This window comes from Caballeronia sp. GAWG1-1 (assembly GCF_023631465.1).
Taxonomy (GTDB): Bacteria; Pseudomonadota; Gammaproteobacteria; order Burkholderiales; family Burkholderiaceae; genus Caballeronia.
Genome location: NZ_JALQDB010000037.1, coordinates 537,897 through 560,030 on the forward strand (window position 1 = coordinate 537,897; position 22,134 = coordinate 560,030).

At 62.3% G+C, this 22,134-nt stretch carries 19 protein-coding genes; 10 read left to right on the forward strand and 9 right to left on the reverse strand.

Annotated elements, in window-relative coordinates; all coding sequences use genetic code 11:
• Nucleotides 1-79 precede the first annotated feature (79 nt).
• The gene (locus NCT03_RS27470; RefSeq protein WP_284503470.1) at nucleotides 80-1,765 is read left to right on the forward strand and encodes a methyl-accepting chemotaxis protein; all 1,686 of its coding nucleotides are present in this window, start codon (nucleotides 80-82) and stop codon (nucleotides 1,763-1,765) included.
• Between the two features lie 22 nt (nucleotides 1,766-1,787).
• On the opposite strand, the gene NCT03_RS27475 is transcribed toward NCT03_RS27470, so the two are convergent.
• Nucleotides 1,788-2,726 (reverse strand): SMP-30/gluconolactonase/LRE family protein, encoded by a 939-nt coding sequence (locus NCT03_RS27475; protein WP_250494628.1) that lies wholly within the window; start codon nucleotides 2,724-2,726, stop codon nucleotides 1,788-1,790.
• 219 nt (nucleotides 2,727-2,945) lie between these two features.
• Between NCT03_RS27475 and NCT03_RS27480 the strand changes: the two genes are divergently transcribed.
• From NCT03_RS27480 to NCT03_RS27495, 4 genes are all read left to right on the forward strand, one after another.
• A complete protein-coding gene (locus NCT03_RS27480) occupies nucleotides 2,946-4,493 on the forward strand; it encodes a UxaA family hydrolase (RefSeq protein ID WP_250494629.1) in 1,548 nt (515 codons plus the stop codon).
• A gap of 95 nt (nucleotides 4,494-4,588) precedes the next feature.
• Nucleotides 4,589-5,881: an MFS transporter gene (locus NCT03_RS27485; RefSeq protein WP_244830629.1), complete on the forward strand. Its 1,293-nt coding sequence runs from the start codon at nucleotides 4,589-4,591 to the stop codon at nucleotides 5,879-5,881.
• A gap of 17 nt (nucleotides 5,882-5,898) precedes the next feature.
• Nucleotides 5,899-6,705: an NAD-dependent epimerase/dehydratase family protein gene (locus tag NCT03_RS27490; RefSeq protein WP_250494630.1), complete on the forward strand. Its 807-nt coding sequence runs from the start codon at nucleotides 5,899-5,901 to the stop codon at nucleotides 6,703-6,705.
• Nucleotides 6,706-6,742: 37 nt separating this feature from the next.
• Entirely contained in the window at nucleotides 6,743-7,714 is a 972-nt protein-coding gene (locus NCT03_RS27495; protein WP_250494631.1) for an amidohydrolase family protein, read from the forward strand.
• On the opposite strand, the gene NCT03_RS27500 is transcribed toward NCT03_RS27495, so the two are convergent.
• The 5 genes from NCT03_RS27500 to NCT03_RS27520 all read right to left on the reverse strand — a co-directional run bounded on the left by NCT03_RS27500 (nucleotide 7,715) and on the right by NCT03_RS27520 (nucleotide 13,916).
• On the reverse strand, nucleotides 7,715-8,662 hold the full coding sequence (locus tag NCT03_RS27500) for a 2-hydroxyacid dehydrogenase (protein ID WP_250494632.1): 948 nt from the start codon (nucleotides 8,660-8,662) through the stop codon (nucleotides 7,715-7,717).
• Between the two features lie 10 nt (nucleotides 8,663-8,672).
• Complete coding sequence (locus NCT03_RS27505) at nucleotides 8,673-9,980, reverse strand: MFS transporter (protein ID WP_250494633.1); 1,308 nt, start codon at nucleotides 9,978-9,980, stop codon at nucleotides 8,673-8,675.
• Between the two features lie 39 nt (nucleotides 9,981-10,019).
• Nucleotides 10,020-10,967 (reverse strand): dihydrodipicolinate synthase family protein, encoded by a 948-nt coding sequence (locus tag NCT03_RS27510; protein WP_250494634.1) that lies wholly within the window; start codon nucleotides 10,965-10,967, stop codon nucleotides 10,020-10,022.
• A gap of 177 nt (nucleotides 10,968-11,144) precedes the next feature.
• Complete coding sequence (locus NCT03_RS27515) at nucleotides 11,145-12,905, reverse strand: IlvD/Edd family dehydratase (protein ID WP_250494635.1); 1,761 nt, start codon at nucleotides 12,903-12,905, stop codon at nucleotides 11,145-11,147.
• 108 nt (nucleotides 12,906-13,013) lie between these two features.
• Nucleotides 13,014-13,916, reverse strand: coding sequence for a LysR family transcriptional regulator (locus tag NCT03_RS27520; RefSeq protein ID WP_244830616.1), 903 nt, complete (start codon nucleotides 13,914-13,916; stop codon nucleotides 13,014-13,016).
• Nucleotides 13,917-14,022: 106 nt separating this feature from the next.
• Between NCT03_RS27520 and NCT03_RS27525 the strand changes: the two genes are divergently transcribed.
• Entirely contained in the window at nucleotides 14,023-15,144 is a 1,122-nt protein-coding gene (locus NCT03_RS27525) for a mandelate racemase/muconate lactonizing enzyme family protein (RefSeq protein WP_250494636.1), read from the forward strand.
• Nucleotides 15,145-15,205: 61 nt separating this feature from the next.
• Here NCT03_RS27525 and NCT03_RS27530 read toward each other — a convergent pair whose 3' ends face one another.
• The gene (locus NCT03_RS27530; protein WP_250494637.1) at nucleotides 15,206-16,450 is read right to left on the reverse strand and encodes a DUF1479 domain-containing protein; all 1,245 of its coding nucleotides are present in this window, start codon (nucleotides 16,448-16,450) and stop codon (nucleotides 15,206-15,208) included.
• 95 nt (nucleotides 16,451-16,545) lie between these two features.
• On the opposite strand from NCT03_RS27530, the gene NCT03_RS27535 reads away from it, so the two are divergent.
• The 4 genes from NCT03_RS27535 (at nucleotide 16,546) to NCT03_RS27550 (ending at nucleotide 19,481) form a co-directional block, all read left to right on the forward strand.
• On the forward strand, nucleotides 16,546-17,502 hold the full coding sequence (locus NCT03_RS27535; RefSeq protein ID WP_250494638.1) for a helix-turn-helix domain-containing protein: 957 nt from the start codon (nucleotides 16,546-16,548) through the stop codon (nucleotides 17,500-17,502).
• An 85-nt stretch (nucleotides 17,503-17,587) separates the two neighbouring features.
• Nucleotides 17,588-18,235, forward strand: coding sequence for a glucose-6-phosphate isomerase (locus NCT03_RS27540; RefSeq protein ID WP_250494639.1), 648 nt, complete (start codon nucleotides 17,588-17,590; stop codon nucleotides 18,233-18,235).
• Complete coding sequence (locus NCT03_RS27545; protein WP_250494640.1) at nucleotides 18,232-19,203, forward strand: shikimate dehydrogenase family protein; 972 nt, start codon at nucleotides 18,232-18,234, stop codon at nucleotides 19,201-19,203. The genes NCT03_RS27540 and NCT03_RS27545 overlap by 4 nt, the downstream gene beginning before the upstream one ends.
• The gene (locus tag NCT03_RS27550) at nucleotides 19,203-19,481 is read left to right on the forward strand and encodes a DUF3253 domain-containing protein (protein WP_250494641.1); all 279 of its coding nucleotides are present in this window, start codon (nucleotides 19,203-19,205) and stop codon (nucleotides 19,479-19,481) included. The genes NCT03_RS27545 and NCT03_RS27550 overlap by 1 nt, the downstream gene beginning before the upstream one ends.
• 53 nt (nucleotides 19,482-19,534) lie before the next feature.
• Here NCT03_RS27550 and NCT03_RS27555 read toward each other — a convergent pair whose 3' ends face one another.
• Both NCT03_RS27555 and NCT03_RS27560 read right to left on the reverse strand, forming a co-directional pair.
• A complete protein-coding gene (locus tag NCT03_RS27555; RefSeq protein ID WP_250494642.1) occupies nucleotides 19,535-21,808 on the reverse strand; it encodes a phosphocholine-specific phospholipase C in 2,274 nt (757 codons plus the stop codon).
• A gap of 33 nt (nucleotides 21,809-21,841) precedes the next feature.
• Nucleotides 21,842-22,000: a hypothetical protein gene (locus NCT03_RS27560; RefSeq protein WP_244830596.1), complete on the reverse strand. Its 159-nt coding sequence runs from the start codon at nucleotides 21,998-22,000 to the stop codon at nucleotides 21,842-21,844.
• Between the last annotated feature and the right edge of the window lie 134 nt (nucleotides 22,001-22,134).

Genomic DNA, 22,134 nt, shown 5'->3' on the forward strand with positions numbered 1-22,134 from the left:
GAAGGTGGACAAGCTTGCAACAGGCGTCGATAAGCATCGCGCCTCGTCTCCACCTACGACCACTCTGGAAGCAAAACGAATGAAGAGCCTGACAATCCGGGCGCGGCTCGCGCTCACCATGATTTTTCTTGGCGTGCTGCTCAGCTTGTCCGTGGGAATCGGTCTATACGGCATGGCGACCATCAAGGCGTCCGCAAGAGACGTGAGTCTGAGCACGTTGCCCTCCGTCAACGCGCTGGGTGTCTCGGACGTGTACCTGAACCGCGCACGCGTGCTGCTCGACCGCTTTGCGCTCGACCGCGAAGGCACCGGAGGGGAAGACCTGCGCGCTCGCGCCGAGAAAGCGTTGGCCGATTCGGACGAGTGGTACAAGAAGTACGATGTCATCCCGCGTGGCGCGGACGAAGACGTCCTCGCGAAGGACGTGGTCGAAGGCCGCGCTCAAATGCGCAAGGCAGTCGAAGGTTTTGGCGCCGCCATCGAGAAACGCGATCAGGCCGAGATCATTCGCTATGCACAGAAAGACGTGCCCGATGCCTACAATCGCACGAGCGATGCCTTCAAGAAGCTGAAGGAATTCCAACTCATCGACGCAGCCCGCCAGGACGAGGAAAACGACAGCAGCTACGCAACCGTGCGTACCGTTGGCTTCATCTCGCTCGTCGTGGGTATTGCGGGCGCGGCTTTCGGTTGGTACTTCCTGCGTCGCGCGATCATGTCGCCGCTCGCCGATGCACTCGAGCATTTCGAGCACATCGCGGCAGGCGATCTGACACGCACGGTCACGATCAAGACCCACGATGAGATGGGCCAGTTGCTCTCCGGCGTCGCCGCCATGAAGGAGAAGCTCGCGGCGACCGTCGGCTCCGTCCGCACGAGCAGCGAGGCCATTGCGAGCGCCAGCAAGCAGATTGCAGCGGGCAATACCGATCTTTCATCGCGTACCGAACAGCAGGCCGCTTCGCTGCAGGAAACGGCCGCGAGCATGGAAGAACTCACCGCGACGGTCAAGCAGAACTCCGAGAACGCGATGCAGGCAAGCGGCCTCGCCGACAACGCGAACGCCGTCGCCAACGAAGGCAGCGCTATCGTCGGTCAGGTCGTCGAGACCATGGCGGGCATCGAACAGAGTTCAGCCAAGATCGCGGAGATCATCGGCATGATCGAAGGCATTGCGTTCCAGACCAACATCCTTGCGTTGAACGCCGCGGTCGAAGCCGCTCGCGCTGGCGAGCAGGGTCGCGGCTTTGCCGTCGTCGCAAGTGAAGTGCGCAGCCTCGCGCAGCGTTCGTCGAGTGCCGCGAAGGAGATCAAGGAGTTGATCGAGACGTCGGGCGGCCGCGTGCAGGCGGGCACGGAACTCGTTGCCCGCGCGGGAGGAACCATGCAAAAGGTCGGCACGGCGATACAACGCGTGACGGACATCATGGGCGAAATCGCGTCGGCATCGCATGAACAGACGCGCGGTATCGAGCAAGTGAACCAGGCCATCTCGCAGATGGACGAGGTCACGCAGCAGAACGCGGCACTCGTCGAAGAAGCGGCGGCAGCCGCTGGGTCGCTGGAAGATCAGGCCGAGCAATTGCGCACGACCGTCGCCGTGTTTCGCACGGGCCAGGCTGTCGTTGCCGCGAGCCGTGCGAACGCAGCGCCGGTGCACCGTCCTGCGCCCGCGTCGATCGTGAAGGCCGTTAAGCCTGCCGCGCCGAAGAAGCGCGCAGAACCCGCGGTCGCAGCCGGCGACGGCGACTGGGCCACGTTCTAAGCGATGAAACAGGGCGCTCGCGCTAAACGTTCGCGACGCCCTGCGTGTTCACGTACACCGAATAGATCGACTGCGACGCCGCCATGAAGAGACGGTTGCGCTTCGGTCCGCCGAAGCAAAGATTGGCGCATCGCTCGGGCAGGGCGATGCGTCCGATCGGCTTGCCCGCAGGCGAAAGAATCATCACGCCGTCGAGTTCGTCGCTGCCCATGCCCCAGCCGCACCACAAGTTGCCGTCGACATCGACGCGTATGCCGTCCACCGTTCCCACGCCCGCGTCGTAAAACACGCGTCCCCGGCCGATACCGCGCCCGTCCTCCGACACGTCGTACACGTGGATGAGCTTGTTCGGCACGCCGCGCGATTCGGTCACGTAAAGCAGTTTCTCGTCGGCCGAAAAACACAGACCGTTCGGTCCTTTCAGATCCGCCGTTACGAGGCTCGCTTCGAGCGTCTTTGCGTCGATGCGATAGATCGAATGCGGCAGTTCCGGCTCGGCCTTGTTGCCTTCATAGTGGCCCCAGATGCCCATGGGCGGATCGGTGAACCAGATCGAACCGTCGGACTTGACGACGACATCGTTAGGCGAATTGAGCGGCTTGCCATCGAACGAATCCATCAGCACGGTTATGCGGCCGTCGTATTCCGTGCGCGTGATGCGTCGCCCATGTTCACACGTGATGAGCCGTCCTTGCCGGTCACGCGTGTTGCCATTCGCATGGTTCGATGCAGCGCGATACACGCTCACCGCACCCGTTTCCTCCTCCCAGCGCAGCATGCGGTTACTCGGGATATCGCTGAACAAGAGGAAGCGGCCATCGCCGAACCAGACCGGACCTTCCGTGAATCGAAAGCCCGTTGCAAGCCGCTCGACCGCGGAGAACGCAACGCGATAGCGGTCGAAGGATGGATCGAGCGAAATCACGCGCGGGTCGGGATAGCGTTCGGTCTGTTGCCACATGAGATGTCTCCTTGTTATCAGCGTCGGCGCGGCGGCGGTCCCGGCGCTCCCGGTGTCTCAGCCCGCAGATTAGCGCGCCGGACTAAAAAATTTCTTGCTTCTCAAGCAAACCATAGCAAATCCCCGATCCGTATGATTGGCGCAGCGAGTGGTCCATCCAGTACTTCATGAAGCGGTCCATCAGGCGCGTACTCGCGGCGCATAACTTATACGAAACCCATGATCGAGCAGTCCGAAAAACGCGTCGCCGGCCCGGTGATCCGTCTTCATTCCAATGACAACGTCGTGATTGCCCGCACGGATGTAGCGATGGGCACGCGCGTGGATGCCGAAGACTTCGTGAGCCGAAGCCAGGTCACGGCAGGCTACAAGATCGCCGCCCGCGCCATCCGGCAAGGCGAGCCGATCCGAAAATACAACGTGGTGATCGGTTTCGCCGCCGCCGATATCGCACCGGGCACGCTGGTTCACGGACACAACGTCGAGTTCCGCGACTTCGATCGCGACTACGCCTATGGCAAGGACTATCGCGCGGTCGAGCAGTTGCCTGTCGCGAAGCGCGCGACGTTTCAGGGCATCGTGCGCGCGGATGGCAGCGTGGCGACGCGCAATTACATCGGCATTCTCTCCACCGTGAATTGCTCGGCCACGGTCGTGCACAAGATCGCGGAATGGTTCACGCGCGAGCGACTTGCGGATTACCCGAACGTGGATGGCGTGGTGGCGTTCAGCCATTCGATCGGCTGCGGCATGGAGATGAGCGGCGAGCCCATGCAACTGCTGCGCCGCACGATGGCCGGCTACGCGCGCCACGCGAATCTCGCGGCGGCACTTATCGTCGGACTCGGTTGCGAACGCAATCAGTTGCAAGGCCTGCTCGATCAGGAGCATTTGAGCGCAAGTTCGCGACTGCATACCTTCACGATGCAGGAAACCGGCGGCACGCGCAAAACCATCGAGGCGGGCATTGAAGCTGTGAAGGCGTTGCTGCCCCGCGCCAACGACGTCACGCGCAGCACGGTCGATGCGAGCCATCTGAAGATCGGCCTGCAATGCGGCGGTTCGGACGGCTTTTCCTCGATCAGCGCAAATCCCGCGCTCGGCGCCGCAATGGACATTCTCGTGCGCCACGGCGGCACCGCCATCCTGTCGGAAACGCCCGAGGTCTATGGCGTCGAACATACGCTGACGCGCCGCGCCGTGAGCCGCGCTGTGGGCGAGAAACTTGTGGATCGCATCCGCTGGTGGAAGGAAGAATATTCGGTCGGTCGCGATGTGCAGATCAACGGCAAGGTGAGTCCGGGCAATCAGGTCGGCGGCCTCGCCAACATCTTCGAGAAATCGATCGGGTCGTCGATGAAAGGCGGCACCACGCCGCTCATGGAGGTGTATCGCTACGCCGAGCCCGTGACGCAAAACGGCCTCGTTTTCATGGATACGCCGGGCTTCGATCCGGTCTCCGCGACCGGACAGATCGCGGGTGGCGCGAACCTCATCGCGTTCACGACGGGGCGAGGTTCCATGTTCGGCGCGAAGCCCGTGCCATCGATCAAGCTCGCCACCAACACGCCGATGTATCGCCGTCTCACCGAGGACATGGACCTGAATTGCGGCGCCATTCTCGATGGCGAAGCGAGCATCGAAAGCATGGGGCAGGTCATCTTCGACGCGCTGCTCGCCACCGCTTCGGGCGAGCGCAGCAAGAGCGAACTGCTCGGCCTCGGCGACCACGAATTCGTGCCGTGGCAGATCGGCATCATGAGTTGAGAGTGAGGATTTAGACGCGACAGCATCGGCAAGGCAGGACCTGCGCGGCCGAGGGCTTCATGGCCGCTCCATAACTAAAGCAGTCAAGGAGACATATGAAGACCGGCAAATACCGCTATGTGGTCGCGGGCCTGCTATTCACGGCAGGCGCGATCAACTACATGGATCGCGCGGCGCTTGGCATCGTCGCGCCCATCGTTGGCAAGACGCTCGATCTTTCGCCCTCGCAACTCGGCATCATCTTCAGCAGCTTCTTCATCGGCTATTCCATCTTCTCCTTTCTCGGCGGCTATTTCTCCGACAAGTGGGGCACCGTGCGCGTGTTCACTTACGCCATGGGCATCTGGTCGCTGTTCTGCGGACTCACAGCGGCCGCGACGGGATTCGTCTCGCTGCTCGTATGCCGCGTGTTCTTCGGCATTGGCGAAGGGCCGATGAGCTCCAATACGAATCGCACGATCTCGAACTGGTTTCCGCGTCACGAGACCTCGACGATGATCGGCTTCACGTTCTCCGGACAGACACTCGGCAATGCCATTGCGGGACCGGTGGTCGGTCTGATCGCGTATGCGTTCGACTGGCGCACGTCGTTCATCGTGATCGCCGTGCTCGGCTTTCTGTGGCTCGTGGTGTGGCGCATCTTCGTGACCGACAAGCCCGCGCAAAACGCGCGCGTGCGCGATGACGAACGTCGCATGATCGACGAGAGCCGTTCCATTGCCGAAGCCGCGAACGTGGAGGACGACGGCATGACGCTCGGCGCGTATCTGCGCCGCCCAAGCACGCTCGCGCTCGGCGCGGGTCTCTTCGCCGTGAACTACACACAGTACGTGTTCATCTCGTGGTTGCCGAGTTATCTGACCAACGTGATGCATCTCGACCTCAAGCAGATGAGCATCATCACGTCCATTCCGTGGATTTGCGGCGCCATTGGTTACTTTGGCGGCGGGCTGGTAGGCGACTGGATTTATCGTCGCATGGACGATCCCGTGAAGGCGCGCAAGCTCGTCGCGACGATTCCCCTCGCGCTGTCCGGTGTCGCCGTGCTGTGCATCACGTCGGCCACTTCGCTCGTGGCGGCGGTCGCGCTCATCGCGGCGGCGCTCCTGTTCCTCACCGGTTCGTGCCAGGCCATCTGGGCAATTCAGCACGAGATTCTGCCGCTGCATCGGCAGGGCGGCGTGGGTGGCTTCATCCACTTCTTGAGCAACCTCTCGGGCATCATCGGACCGGCGCTGACAGGGGTTCTCATCCAATACTTCGGCGGCTATCACAGCGCGTTCTTGTTCGGCGCACTGATCGACTTCACCGGCGTCATCGCCATGGTGCTTTTCGTGCATAACCGCCGCGCGTCCGAACTCGGCATCGCAAGCCAATCCTTGCGATAAACACGGAGAGACAACGCATGAAACGGGTTTTGATCACGGGCGCGGCCGGACTCATCGGCCGCGTGCTACGCGCCGGATTCGCGGGCCATTACGCGCTACGCCTTGCGGACATCGCGCCGCAAGCGAGCGCGGGCGAGCATGAGGAAATCGTCACTGCCGACATCACGCGTCCCGAGCGCTTGCGCGAGATCATGGAGGGCGTCGATGTGGTCGTGCATCTCGCGGGCATTCCCGACGAGGACACGTGGCAGAAGATTCGCGACATGAACATCGATGGCTGCTACAACGTCTTCGAGGCGGCGCGCGAGGCGGGCGTGAAACGCGTGGTGTTCGCGAGTTCGAATCATGCGGTGGGCTTCCATCGGCGCGACAGGATGATCGACGACACGGTCATGGTTCGTCCCGACAGCCGCTATGGTGTGTCGAAGGCGTTCGGCGAAGCGCTCGGGCGCTTGTATGCCGACAAGTACGGCATGTCGGTGGCGTGTTTGCGCATCGGTTCGTTTCGTCCCGACGACAAGCCGACCGAGCCGCGCCACCTTTATTCGTGGATCAGCCATCGCGACATGGTGCAATTGACGCGTCGCGCTATCGATGCGCCGGACTATCACTTCGTCATCGTTTATGGCGTGTCCGACAATGCGCGCAATCGCTGGAGCAATGCGAATGCGCGTGCGCTCGGCTATCGACCGCAGGACGATGCGCAGACGCATGCGCTGGAAATATCCTCATCGAGCGAAGCGGAAGACGCGACCGAGGCGCTGTTTCATGGCGGCTTCGGTTGTCTTCGCGAGTTCGAGGGAGACACGCAGCGCATCGATTAATACGTGCAGGCACATTCGAATAAAACAGGAGACAGCCTTGTCGAATTGGAATGGCAAGCGTCGCGAGACGCTGAAGGCGCTGAGTGCGCTCGTTGCATCAGCGGGTGGTTTGGCATTGAGCGGATGCGCAGAAACGCGAGTACAGAGTGACGCGCAGCAAGTGAAATGGTCCACCGGCACCGAGCGCACGAAGCTCGTGATGCCGCCCGATGCGACCGACTGCCATCATCACATCTACGATCATCGCTATCCGTGGGCGCCCGAAGCGACGCTCAAGCCCGGCGATGCAACCGTCGACGATTATCGGCAACTGCAAAAGCGCATCGGCACGACGCGCAATGTCATCATCCAGCCGTCGAGTTATGGCGTCGATAACCGTCTGCTCGTCGAATCCATCGCGCGTTTCAACGGACGCGCACGCGGCATCGCGGTCGTCAATACGAGCGTGACTCAGACGGAACTCGAAGCCTTGAATCGCGCTGGCGTGCGCGGTATCCGCTTCAATCTTGCGCCACCGGGAACGACCACGCTCGATATGGTGAAGCCGCTTGCGGCTCGTATTGCGTCAATGGGGTGGCATGTGCAGGTGAACGCACCCGCTGCGTTTTTGATGCAGGCGCGAAGCACGTGGTACGACTTGCCGTGTCCGGTCGTATTCGATCATCTTGCGCACGTGCCGGAACCCGATGCCGTGCATCAGGCTTCTTTTCAGATGGTCTCCGAGTTGCTGACGAGCGGGAAGGCGTACGTGAAGCTGATCGGCTTCTACAACGAGACGCAGGTCGGGCCGCCTTCGTATGCGGATAGCGTCGCGCTCGCGGCGGGCTTTGCTCGGGTCGCGCCGGAGCGCGTGCTGTGGGGAAGCGACTGGCCGCATCCGACGGAGCAGCCGTTGAACCGCATTCCCGATGATGCCTTGCTCGCGGACCTTTTCGCCAACGTCGTGCCGGATGAAGCGACGCGCAAGCGCATTCTCGTCGATACGCCCGCCACGCTGTATCAGTTCTAATCATTCGATATGGACAGGCGTCAATGCCCGTCCTGTCGTGAAGAACGAGACGACGTTGTCGGCGGTGAGTTTGGCCATTGCAAGCCGCGTCTCATGCGTCGCGCTGCCGATATGCGGGCTCAGCACGACATTGTCCAACTGTCGCAAAGGCGAATCGTTGAGCGGTTCGTGATCGAAGACATCGAGCGCGGCGCCCGCGAGCGCCTTGCGTTCCAGCGCTGCAACTAGCGCCGCTTCATCCACGACAGAACCGCGCGCAATGTTCACGAGCATGCCCTTGGACCCAAGCGCGTCGAGCACGGTAGCATCGATCAGATGACGCGTCGCGCTGCCGCCCGGACAACTCGCGATCAGAATGTCCGACCAGCGCGCAAGCTGAACGGGCGTCTCGAACCATTCGAACGGCAACGCCTGACGCGCGCGCCCGAAGTACGCGATCTCGACACGGAACGGCGCGAGTCTTCGCGCGATCTCTTTGCCGACGCGCCCCATGCCGACAATCCCGACGCGCTTGCCCGCCAGGTTCGAGCCGAGCGGCAGTACGCCGTTCGACCACGCGCCTTCGCGTACGAAGCGGTCGGCGCGCGGCAGTTGCCTTAGCATCGCGAGCACGAGTCCTATCGTCAGTTCGGCGACGGCCGCGTTAAGCAGATCGGGCGTGTTGGTCACGACGATGCCGCGTTCGCGCGCAAACTCGACCGGAATGCGGTCGAAGCCGACGCCGCTCGTCGCAATGATGCGCAGCGCGGGTAATTGTTCGATGAGCGCGATGTCGATGTCGTAGTTGGACCGTGTGACGATAGCGCCGATGCGCGCGCGGAGCGCGTCGTCAGCGCCGATCTCGCCGAGCGTGTGTAGAGCGAGGCGCTCTTTCAGCAAGGCCTCGGCAATGGCAGGAAACTCGCCTATCCGCAAAACGGGTGGCACATTCGTGTCGTTGGCGGTCATCGTCGAATCCTTACTTGTTGACGAGCTTCGCCGGCACGAAGACGAAAATCAGCAACGCCGACAACGCAAGCGAAGCCGCAACCACGAACAGTCCCGACGAAAGCGAATGCGTGATCGATTTGAGCCAGCCGATCACGGCCGGGCTTACGAATCCGGCAAGATTGCCCGTGCAGTTGATGAGCGCGATGCCCGCCGCCGCGCCCGTGCCGCCGAGAAACGCCGTGGGCAGCGCCCAGAACATCGGCAGCGCGGTGATGACGCCCGCAGTCGCGAGCGTGAGGCCGGCCACCGAGATCGCCGATGACGCGCCGAAGAGCGCGCACAGCACGAAACCCGCTCCGGCAATGAGCGCGGGCAGCGCGACGTGCCAGCGCCGCTCGCGTGTGCGGTCGGCGTGCTTGCCGGTGAGGATCATCGCGACAAGGGCAACGGAGTAGGGAATCATCGTCAGAAGGCCGATGATGAACGCGTCTTCTATACCCGTCGAACGCAGGATGGTCGGCTGCCAGAAGCCGATTGCGTACGAACCCATGACAATGCCGAAGAGAATCAGGCACATCAGGTACACGCGCGCCGACGTGAACACCGCGCGCACCGAGCCGTGCGTTTGCGTGGCGGTATCGGCGGCGATTTCATCGAGGATCACGCGCTTTTCGGGTTCGGAGAGCCAGGTGGCGTCGGCGACGCGGTCATCGAGATGCTTCAGGATCACGAAGCCGAGCACGATGGACGGCACCGCTTCGATGATGAAGAGCCATTGCCAGCCTTCGAAGCCACCCACGCCGCTCATCGAATGCATGATCCAGCCGGACGCCGGTCCGCCGATAAGCCCCGACACCGGATTGCCCGCCATCAGGAGCGCAATCATCTTGCCGCGCCGATGCGAGGGAAACCAGTAGGTCAGATACAGCACCATGCCCGGAAAGAAGCCCGCTTCCGCGACACCGAGCAGAAACCGCACGGCGTAGAACTGCATGGGCGTGGAGACCCAGGCAGTGGCCATCGATAACGCGGCCCAGGTAATCATGATCCGCGCGATCCAGCGCCGCGCGCCGATGCGATGCAGCAGAAGGTTGCTCGGTACCTCGAAGAAAAAGTAGCCAACGAAGAACAACCCCGCACCGAGGCCGTACACGGCTTCGCTCAGATGCAACGAGTTCAGCATCTGCAGCTTGGCGAAGCCGACGTTGACGCGATCCAGATAAGCGACCACGTAGCCGACGAACAAGAGCGGCATGAAGCGCAGCGCAACGCGGCGAAAGATGGAATCGGCGTCGTCGGTTGCTATCGATGCGGGAAGTGAAGGGCTGTCGTACAAGATTTGTCTCCGTTTTTATTCGTATGGTTGTACGGCGGTTCAGTGCGCGGGTTCGCGAACGCCGAGCTGATCGGCATGCGGAATGGAAAAGCCGATGGCGTCCAGCGCGTTTTCAAGCTGCACGCGTTGCGTGCCATCGAGTTCGACGAGCGGCGGGCGCAAATTCGCCCAGCCTTCATCGCCGGATTGCCATGCAATGGCCGCTTTCATCGCGGCGATCATCGGGAAGCGCTGGAACACCGCGCGCGTTTCGTCTAGGCGGCGTTGCTGTGCGGGCGCATCGACGGCGCGCCATTCGCGCGCGAGCTTGCCGATGGCTGCCGCATTCACGTTGCCCGTTGCGGTGATGCAACCCGCGCCGCCCGCTTGCAACGTGCGCAACAGGAACGTCTCGCTGCCCGCGAAGACTTCGAAGCCCGTGGACGCGAAAGCATCGATGACGGCCGACGTGTTGTTCCAGTCGCCCGAGCTGTCCTTGATGCCCGCAATGGTGCCCGGATACGCCTTCAGCAAGCGTTCGATGAGCGCAAGGCTCAACGGCACCTGCGCGACCGGCGGAATGTGATAGAGATAAATCTTCAGACGCGCATCGGCGACAGCGTCTATCACGGTGGCGTATGCGCGGAACAGGCCTTCGTCGCTCACGCCCTTGTAGTAGAACGGCGGCAGCATCAGCACGCCGCCACAGCCGTTCGATACCGCATGGCGTGTGAGTTCGATGGTGTCCGGCAACGCACACGCGCCGGTGCCAGGCATCATGCGTGCAGCGGGCAGGCCTGCGCCGATGAGCGCATCGAGCAGTCCGCGCTTCTCCGCGACGGACATGGAGTTGGCCTCGGAATTCGTGCCGAACACGGCCAGCCCGACATCGTCGTCGAGCAACGCGCGGCAGTGGCGAATCAGACGCTCGGCCGAGGGCGCGCCGTTATCGTCGAATGGCGTGAGAACGGGCGACAGCGCGCCCTGAAAGGTCTTTGATGTAGTCATGGCAAGCGTCTCCGGTGTCGTTCGAGGGTCGCGCCAGTATCGCCGTGGGTTGGATATGGAAGAACAAGGGTGCGCTTGCTTCAAAGACAAAAAATTCTTGTGTCTTATGCGGACGCTTCCCGTGAACGCAAAAAAGGCCGCTCGAAAGCGGCCCTGGCGTGCTTCAGCATGACGCGTCTAGCTTCTTGGCGTCGTGCCGCGCTTCTCCGTCGCGCGCAAGAAATCGAAGTCGACGCCTTTATCCGCTTGCGTCACCGTATCGAGAAACAGCTTGCGGTATCCACGCTCCGCTGTCGGTATCGTCACGGCATGTCGGGCCGCACGCGCCGCGAGTTCCTCGTCGCTGATGAGCAGGCTGATCTCGCGCTTCGACACGGACAGGCGAATGCGGTCGCCCGTCTGCACGTGCGCGAGCGGCCCGCCGATCGCCGATTCGGGCGTCACGTGCAGCACGATCGTGCCGAATGCGGTGCCGCTCATGCGGCCATCGGAGATGCGCACCATGTCCTTGACGCCCGCCGTCGCGAGCTTGCGCGGGATCGGAATGTACCCGGCTTCCGGCATGCCGGGCGCGCCCTTCGGACCGATGTTCTTGAGCACCAGAATGTCATCGGCGTTGACGTCGAGATCGGCGGAATCGATGCGCGTGGCCAAGTCCGCGCCGTTCTCGAACACCACCGCGCGGCCCTCGTGCTCCATGAGTTCAGCGTTCGCCGCCGATTGCTTGATGATCGCGCCGCCCGGCGCGAGATTGCCTTCTAGGACGGCAATACCGCCTTGCGGATAGATCGGGTTGTCGAACGAGCGCACGACATCCTGCACGAAGGCCGGACCCGCCGCTTCGATCTCCTCGCCGAGCGTGCGGCCCGTGACGGTCAGCGCGTTCAGATTGAGAAGCGGCTTGAGTTCGCGCAGCAGCGTGGCCATGCCGCCCGCCTTATGAAAATCCTCCATGTAATGCGAGCCGGACGGCTTCAGATCGAGCAGCACGGGCGTCTCGCGGCCCATGCGGTCGAGCGCTTTCAGATCGACGTCGTAGCCCATGCGTCCGGCAATGGCGGTCAGATGCACGATGCCATTGGTCGAACCGCCGATAGCCAGCAGCACGCGCATGGCGTTCTCGAAGGCATCGGCGGTGAGGATCTTGTCGATGGTGAGGTCGTCCTTCGCCATCCGCACGGCTTGCGTGCCGGTCATTTCGGCGACGCGCATGCGGTCCGATGTCACCGCGGGCGGCGCGGCGCCGCCCGGAACGGTCATGCCGAGCGCTTCGGCAATACACGCCATGGTGCTTGCCGTGCCCATCACCGAACACGTGCCCACGCTCGCGACGAGCTGGTTGTTGACCGCCGCGATTTCCGTCTCGTCGATCTCCTCCGCGCGAAAACGTCCCCAATAGCGCCGGCAGTCGGTGCATGCGCCCACGCGCTCGCCGCGATGCGCGCCCGTCAGCATGGAACCGGTGATGAGCTGGATCGCCGGGATATTCGCCGATGCCGCGCCCATCAGTTGCGCGGGCACGGTCTTGTCGCATCCGCCGATCAGCACGACGGCGTCCATGGGCTGCGCGCGAATCATCTCCTCGGTGTCGATCGACATGAGGTTGCGCAGATACATGCTGGTGGGCTGCGAGAACGATTCGGCAATGGAGATGGTCGGGAAGTCCATTGGCAGGCCACCCGCGAGCATGACGCCGCGCTTGACGGCCTCGATCAGCTGCGGCGCGTTGCCATGACACGGGTTATACGCGCTGCCCGTGTTGACGATGCCGATCACCGGCCGGTCGAGCGCGCTGTCCGTATAGCCCGCGCCCTTGATGAAAGCCTTGCGCAGAAAGAGCGAGAAGCCGCTGTCGCCGTAGCTCGTCAGCGATTTGCGCAGGCCGCCGGGTTGCGGGTCTTGTTCAGCGCCGGACTTTTTCTTGAATGTGTCGCTCATGTTGCTGGCGTCTCCTGTAGGTGTGTCCGCATTATCGCGGCTGGCTTGCGTTGCCGCGACACGCTCGCGCTTGCTTCAAACCATAGAACTTCTTGCTTCCGGACGTGACTATTGCTTCGGTTTGCCCGACCCGTGCCGCGTCCGTTCGATAGAGTCCGCCGCGCCGAGAAACGCCTGCACGAGCCGGATGCGCGCGCATGAACGTCCCCATAACAAGCCGACGAGACGCTTGGGCGCCGCGTTGGGGAGCGCCCACTTGCGCACGGAAATGCCCGGATACTCGTGCGGCGCCCAGTCCGGCACGAGCGAGACGCCCAGCCCGCGATCGACCAGCGTGGCGATGGCCGCGAGGCCATCGAGTTCGCAGCGCTGATTCGGCTTGATGCCTTGCTGCCGTAAATACGCATCCGCGAGTTGGCCGCCGACCACGTTACGGTCGTATCGAATGAAGGGTTCTGAAAGCAAGGTCGCGTGGACGTCGTTGACGTTCATCGCGGCGGGCGTCAGAAGCACGAGCGGCTCCGTGCGAAACGTATGCCAGTCGCAGCTTTTCGGGAGATTGAAAAGCGGTTGCGCGATCACGGCGGCATCGAGATCGCCTGCCGTCACCTTGCGATAAAGATCGAGCGACGTGCCCGGCTCCAGATAGAAGTCCATCTGCGGATGATGACCGAGCAGCACCGCGAGCGCGTCGGGAATGAGGCTGCCCATCATCGTCGCCATGCCGCCAAGACGCAGTTGACCGCCTAATTGATCCGTGTCCTCGATGTCCGAACGCAAGTCGCGAATGTCGTGCAGCACCGCTCGCGCCCGCGCGAGAATGCGCTCGCCGGCTTCCGTCGCGCCCACCGTGCGGCCCGAGCGACGCACGAGCGTGGCGCCGAGTTCGGCTTCCAGCATCTTGACGCGTTGCGCGACGGCGGCGGGCGTCAGATCGAGCCTGCGCGCGGCTTCCGCGATCGAACCCAGTTCGACGACGAACACGAAGCTCTGCAGATAGCGCGAGTCCATCGATAAAAAATTTTGGGTTTGAAGAAGCCAAAGGATACTTCTTCTGCGGCGCGCATGTCATCAGACTCGTTCTTGCGGTTCTTGACGACAATACAGGGAGACAGCCATGCCTATCATCGAATCCATCGCCGTATGCGCGGCCGCGGTGCCGCTCGATCGCGTCACGTCCTTTTCGACGCGCACGGTGTCCACGCGTCATTACGGCCTCGTCAAGGTGCGCTCGACCGATGGCGTCGAAGGCATCGGCTTTTGCTATATCGGCAGCGCAGCGGGCGAATTGCTGACCGTGGCGGTGGAGCAGTTGCTCGCGCCGGTGCTGATCGGCCGCGACTCGTACGCTGTGGAAGGACTCTGGCAGACGATGTATAACGAAGCGCTGTTGCAAGGACGCGCGGGCACCGTGATGCGTGCGCTGTCCATTCTCGATGTCGCGCTGTGGGATCTCAACGCGCGCACGCATGGCGTGGCCTTGCACAAATATCTCGGCGCGAACGAGCTCGAAAGCGTGCCGGCCTATGCGAGCGGTGGCTACTATCTCGACGGCAAGACACCTGAAAAGCTCGGCGAGGAAATGGCCGGCTACGTGGAGATGGGTTTTCGGGCGGTGAAGATGAAAGGCGGGCGTTTGTCGCCGCAGGAAGAGGAGCGGCGCGTGAAGGCGGCGCGCGATGCCGTCGGGCCCGACGTCGAACTGATGATCGACATGAACAACGGCTGGACCGATCTCACGCAGGCCTTGCAGCATGTGCGCCGCATCGAGCAATACGATCCGTACTTCATCGAAGAGCCCTTTTCGCCAGACGATGTCGACAATCACGCGAGGCTTGCGAAGGCCACGCGCATTCCGGTGGCGACGGGCGAGATCGGCTATGGCCGCTGGTATCACAAGGAATTGCTCGACCAGGGCGCGGCCGCGATTCTGCAATCGGATGCGGCCGTGTGCGGCGGCATTACCGAATGGCGCAAGATCGCGGCGACGGCGGCAAGTCATGGTGTCGTGATGTGTCCGCACTGGTTCCACGACCTGCATGCGCCGCTCGTTGCTGCCACGCCGAACGCGCGCTACGTCGAATATTTCTGGGACGATCAGGTGCTCAACTTCCGCCGTCTGGTGGACCGCCAGTTGTCGCATGAGAACGGGCGCGTCAAGCTGCACGACGCGCCCGGCCTCGGCTTCTCCTTCGATGAATCGCAGGTGGCGAAGTACGGGCAGTGGAAGCGGATTTGAAGGCTTTTATTCGGTCCTGGTTGCGATGGCGTGCGCCCGTTTTATCGACGACTCATGAGCTTTAAAGATCGAACCCGAGTTGCGCTTTGCCGAGCGGCGTCAGGTCTTGCATCGTGGCGCGTCCGACGAAGTCGACTTCGAAGTGATCGGCGGGAAAGTCGGGCGGGCTTCTGCCTTCGAGGAAAGCGGGCAACTGGCGTTTGAGATATTCGTCGTTCTTGGCGCACGCAGGCGCCGAAGCGATATACATCACGTTGCTGTAGCCCGCGCCGCGATGCGCGTCTTCCACGGCGTGGATCACGTCGCTGTGCCAGAAGACGGTGTCGCCCGCCCGCATGTGCGGGATCGAAGACAACGCTTCGAAAAGCGGTGCATGAAATTCGGGCTTGATGGAAAGCGCGCGGCCGGGCATGGCGCCGCACAGGTCGTCGTCGGCGACATCGTCCTGAAGGGCGCGCAACAGGATATACGCCATCGAGTTCGCAATCGGCACGAGCTGCAACGTGCCGTCGCCCGGACCTTGCGGCGTGAGCGCGGTCCATCCTTGAAACGTGCGGAACATGGAGCACACCGCGGGCGACGCGATCTCCTCGACATCCGGCCGGAACGCGGCGTCGAATGGGTCGTATTGACGCCAGTTGCCGTCGAACACATGCCGGTACACCTTGCGGAAATTTGCTTCGATCCATCGTTCGACCGAGCCGCCGTCGCAATGCGCGGACAGACCCAACGACTCGGAGCCGGGCGGACGTCGGCGCATGCGGTCGGCATACACCGGCACGCGCTCGGGATCGAAATGAACGCGGCCTTCGCTCTCGACGCGCCACAAGCGGTTGAGGAACACGCGCGCCGCAGTCAAGGAAGGCGCCTGCCGTGCCAGCACCTGCGGCTTCGACCAGTACACGCCGTAAATCTGCGGCTTGCTCGAGGCGAGCTGGCCGAAGTATTTGTCCTCGGCGCGGTTCTGCAGTCGCGTATCGAGGTCGTTGCGCTCGACATACTCCGCGATATCGCGGTCCCATTGTTCGACGAGCGATGCGTCGAACACATTGCGGATCACGCACGCACCACGCGACTTGATGAGTGCGATCTGCTCCGCGCTCACCCGCTGCTGCGCGATCTCGGAGAACTGGATTTCAGGAATGACGTTCTCGCCGCGATTACGTCGCTCGGCAATCTCGCTGGCCTCGGCGTGGATTGCTTCTTCCACTTCGGCGAAGACTTCGCGATAGTTCGGCAGCCGCTCGCGAAGCGCTCGTTTGGCCTGCCGGATGGTTGCCGGCAAATCGTCGATTTCAAGTGCCATGGTTGTCTCCGTATGGGTTTTGGCATACCGGCAGAATAGGCCGATCACGCCTGCAGAAGTGATACCATCCGGACAACTTCTTCGCGCGTTCTGCCATGAAACCCGCATACGAACACGTCGAATTCGGTGATGAATGTTCGGTGAGGGTTTACCACCGGCGTCTGCCGCGCATTCCTTTCGAATGGCACCATCATCCCGAATACGAGTTGACGCTCACGCTCAACAGCCACGGCAAGCGTTATATCGGCGATTCGATCGAGGGTTACGCCGACGCGGATCTGGTGCTCGTGCCGCCGAATCTCCCGCATACGTGGGCGTCGAACCGTTCGATCGATTCGAGCGTGCCTCAGGTCGCCATCGTGATCTGGTTCAGTGGTGAATGGGCGCGGCGGCTCGCGGATGTCTGCCCCGAATACACACCCTTGCGCGACCTCTTGCGCCGAGCAGCGTGCGGACTGGCGTTCGGTGAGGAAGTCGGCGCCGCGATGCGCACGCAACTCGACAAGCTGCTTTGCAACGCGCCCCGCGAACGCCTGGGCGCCGCGCTGAACGTGCTTTGCTCGCTGGCGGAAGCGCCTGGTCGACCGCTTGCATCGCCTGCTGCGTTCAACGAGCGTACGGACGGTCCTTCGGGTCACGAACCGGAACGCATCAACCGCGTACTCTCGATGATCGACTCGCGCTTTGCCGAACCGCTGCGTCTTTCCGAGCTTTGCGAGGCGGCCAACGTGTCGGAACGTTCGCTTGCGCGCTACTTCGAGCAGCACATGGGCGAGAGCGTGGGACGATACATCACGCGGGTCAGAATCGGACATGCCTGCCGCATGCTCGCGCATACGTCCGCGCCGGTGTCCGTCGTCGCGGCGCGCTCCGGGTTTCCGAATGTCGCCAACTTCAACCGGCAATTCAAGGCGATGAAGGACCTCACGCCCGTCGCTTATCGAAGACAATTTGCAGCCGGTGATGTTGCCGAGGCGCACGCCGGGCCGCGTATCACCGAGCGCTCGCCTTCGTTGCAGCGCAATCCGCGCATGCCGAAGTCGATTGCGTGACGGCGTCATGCGTCACGGTCACGCATGACGCCACTTAAGTTAGCATTGACCCTTCCGCTTTTCCAACCTTCCTTGGAGATGGCTCATGCAATGGCCTGAACCGCGCTCATTCGATGTGAACCTGAATACCGGGCTGATGGAAGGCACGGGCACGCGCTACCAGAAGCGCCTCGACGATCTCGCCGGCTTGTACGCCGATGCAGCCGCCTTCGACGCGCTGGCTTCCGCTCGCGGCAAGGATGTCGTGTACGACGTGACCGATCATCGCCCAAGCGATCAGCCGGGCGACCTCATCACCGGCGTCACGCGCATGTCGCCAGGGAAGGTCGGCCGCGAATACTTCATGACGCGCGGGCATATTCACGCGAACATCGACCGGCCGGAGTTGTATTTCGGTCTGAAGGGCGACGGGCTCATGTCGATGGAGTCGCCGGACGGAGAGACACGCATCGTCGAAATACACGCGCATACTATGTGCTACGTGCCGCCGCGCTGGATTCATCGTTCCGTCAACACGGGCGCGGAAGACTTCGTGATGCTGTTCTGCTATCCGGCGGATTCGGGGCAGGACTACGCGATCATCGAACAAGCGGGCGGCATGCGCTTGCGTATCGTCGATGACGGTCAGGGCGGCTGGCGCAGCGAAGCGAATCCTGCGTATCGCGAGCGTTCGCAAGCCGACGTGGAAGCGCTGATCGCGCGCGGCGCGCGTGCCGAAGGAGCGGCGCGATGAGTTACCAAGCCGCGCAACGGCCGACGTTTTACTTCATCGGCGTGACGACCGCGCAAAGTTCGATCATGCGCGTGTTTCCCGCATGGGCAAGGCATCTCGGGCTCGGTAATGTCGAGATGAAGGGCATCGACTTCGAGCCGCATTCGCCGGCGAATGCGTATCGCGAAGCCGTCGAGTTTTTGCGCGACGATCCCTTGTCGGTTGGCGCGCTCGTCACCACGCACAAGATCGACTTGTACGCTGCGTGCCGCGATCTCTTCGATGAGATCGATCCTCACGCGCTCATGATGAGCGAAACGAGTTGCCTCTCCAAGCGCGATGGCAAGTTCGTCTGTCACGCCAAGGACCCGATCACTTCCGGCTTCGCGCTCGACGGCTTCCTGCCCGAACAGCATTTCGCAACGACAGGCGCGGAAGCGTTCTCGATGGGCGCGGGCGGCTCGACCATTGCGATGACATGGCATCTGATGCGACCAGGCCGTGGCGCGAATCGGCCGTCGAAGGTGATCGTATCGGACCGTTCCGCGGCGCGGCTCGAGGAGATCGAGCGGATTCATCGAGAGGTCGGCGCTGGCGTTGCATGCGAGTACGTGCTCGTGCAGGACGCAAAGGACAATGACGCGGTGCTCGCGCGAATGTCGCCGGGCGCGTTGGTGATCAATGCGACGGGACTTGGCAAGGACGCGCCAGGTTCGCCGCTCAGCGACGCAGCCGTGTTCCCGGAACGCGCCGTGGTTTGGGAGCTGAATTACCGCGGCGATCTGGTCTTTCTCGAACAGGCGCGTGCGCAGGCGCTTCAAAAGCAATTGCAGATAGAAGACGGGTGGACTTACTTCATCTACGGCTGGACACGCGTGATGGCCGAAGTGTTCCATGTCGAGATTCCGTCGCGTGGACCCGCGTTCGATGAGCTATGCCGGATCGCGGCGGAAGCGGGCAAGCCGGCGCCTGCGCGCCCGGTTGCGTGATGAGCGTATCTACGCGGGACATCGAAAATTGCGCGCTGGATTTGCTTGGCGGACGTGCCGCGACTTCTTCCATCTGTCCGTCGGATGTGGCACGCAATCTAGTGAGCGACGAAGAAGGATGGCGCGCGCTGATGCCTTTGGTCAGGGACGTGGCCGCGCAAATGGCGCGTGAAGGCAAAGTGCTGATCACACAAGGGGACGTGACACTGGACCCCGATGCAATGATTCATGGGCCCATTCGCTTGCGGCGCGGGCCGGCTTTTCCGGTATCGGCATAAGAGCGTAAGCGGTCCGCGTCATCGTCGAGCCGACACGGACCGGTTCATGCACGTTAAGAAGCCATCCCCATGGCCGGATCGGAAACGAGGTCCTTGCCATTCTCCACACGTCCCGCGAAGCGTCGCTTGAACGCGTTCAGACCGCTGCACGTGACCATGAAGTCGTACCAGTTGCCGCTATCGGCAATTGGCCAGGTCACTTCGACGACCGAATTCGCAGCCACCGTCGTGACCCACGGACCATTCGTGAGATAGGCCAGCGCTGCCGTCGTGAACGTGCACGACTGATTGCCGCGGTTGTAGAGCTTCACGCTGACGAGCGACGTATCGCACGGCTGATAGCAAACCTGAATCTCGGCATTCGCGGATGCGCTCACTTCCTTCAGATTGCCCGCAAACTCGCGGTGGTAACCATTGGGTCCAAGCACCCACAGATCGTATCGTCCTGCATCGCTGGCAGGCACGGTCCACGTTCCCGTCAGCGACTTGCCCGCCTCGACGACGAAGCGGCGCGGCACGAGTTCGAGATGGTTTCTGTCGTACACATGAAACACCGCGCCCGCGTTGTTCGTGCTGCCATTCGCGAATTCGAGCGCGACCGTGCTTGCGTTGGCGTTCACATGCGCGGTCGTGTGCAGCTCGTAAGGCAAGGCGCGCGACAAACGTGTACCGGTAGCCTGCGCGGGCAACGGCGAACTCGCCGTCACGGACTGCGCCTGAATCGCGGATGCCGCCGCCTGCGACTTGGCGAGCGCATCGGCCGAGTCCTTCGTCGTGCGCCCGGAGAGCGTCGGCAGCGTGGCATCGTTCGGATTGACGAAGTTGAAGCACGAGGTCAGGTCGCCGCAAATCGCACGCCGATAGCTGCTGATCTGCGGTTCGGTCACGCCGAAGCGCTTTTCGAGGAACATGAGCGTCGAGGTGTGATCGAAGACTTGCGAGTTCACAAAGCCGCCACGGCTCCACGGCGAGATCACCCACATCGGCACGCGCGGGCCGGGGCCGTATGGTCGTCCGTCGGTCTTCGGCTGATTGCTCGTTGCCGGCGCGAAGTTGTGATATTCCACCGCCATGTCGGTGTCGGACAAGGTGCTCGCACCCGCGAGCGTGCCATCGCTTGCGTGCGACGGCGCGCTCGGCGGCGGAAGGTGATCGAAGAAGCCATCGTTCTCGTCGTAATTGACGAGCAGCACGGTCTTGCTCCACACATCCGGGTTCGCGGTCAGCGCATCGAGCACTTCCTGCACGTACCAGCCGCCTTGCGTGGGACTCGACGGACCGGGATGCTCGCTATACACGGACGGCGGGATGATCCACGATACGGCAGGCAGCGTGCCCTTCTGGATGTCGTCGCGAAACGTTTCGAGAAAGCCCTGTGGCATGGTGTTGCCGAAGCCTTTCGCGAGCGGACTCAGGGCGTCGTCGATCGATGAATCGTAGAACGCGCCCGCCGCCGTCACGGGTTGCGTGATGTCCGTGTTCGCCACGTACACCGGTCGCCGTGCGGCGGGCATCTGCTCGATTGCGGTGCGCCAGTGGCGAAAGCTCATCATCTCGTTGCAGCCGAAATTGTCGATGAGGCTTTGATACACCTTCCAGCTCACGCCCGCGTTTTGCAGACGGTCCGCATAGGTCGTCCAGGTCCAGCCGGTTGACGACGAGCCAATGTCATTGCCGCCATTGAACTCGTTGTTCAATGCGGCCACCTTGACCGGCGCGTTGGTCGACGGACTCAAACCGTTGGGACCGTTCGTGCCGGTCCAGTAGAAGAGACGGTTTGCAATCGTGCCGGTGTGCATGCCGCAGTGATACGAATCGCACAGCGTGAAGGCGTCGGCGAGCGCGCGATGAAAGGGCACTTCGACCGTTTCGTAATAGCCCATCGACAAGGGCTTCTTCGCGGTCGGCCATGCGGCCATGCGGCCGTTGTCCCATGCGGCCTGCGAGTCGGACCACGTATGCGGTGTGCTGCCCGCGCGCAGTGCGTTGCCTTTCGACTCGTCGAGATGATAGGGAATCAGCGTGCTCGTCGAGCCGGAACTCGTGTAGTTCTGATAGAAGACGTTTGCGCCGTTCGGCGAGGGAATGGCAAAGCGGTCGCCATAACCGCGCACGCCCTTGAAGGTGCCGAAATAGCTGTCGAACGAACGGTTTTCCAGCATCAGCAACACGACGTGCTGAACGTCCCTGATCGTGCCTGTGACGTTGTTCGCGTCGATGGCGAGCGCGCGCCGAATAGCAGGCGGGAACGTCGAAAGCACGGCGGCGGAAGCGGCGGTGCCAAGCGACGTCTTGATGAAGCTTCGTTTAGATGGACTGAATGTCATGCCATTGATGAGTTTTTGATGTGGGAATGCGACTCAGGGAGCCGGCGCGCAGTGGCTGATCTTGCAGGACGACGCGTTGGTCGAGGCGGGCGTTGCCGACTTGTCGTCTCCTCCGCAAGCGGCGAGCGTAAGCGCGATGCAAATCAGCGCGCTTGCCAGCGACGGTCTGCCGAGCGCAGTCAGGTGGGGCATGGTTGTCGTCATCAGAAAAAGAACGAGTGAGAAACTGGATGGAATTTTCCGGCCGGATATTCCATGTTCGTAAGCAGGCGCCTAATTTCTGACGGAAATGTAAAGGTAATTTTTGGCAGAAATATGAAGGTTCA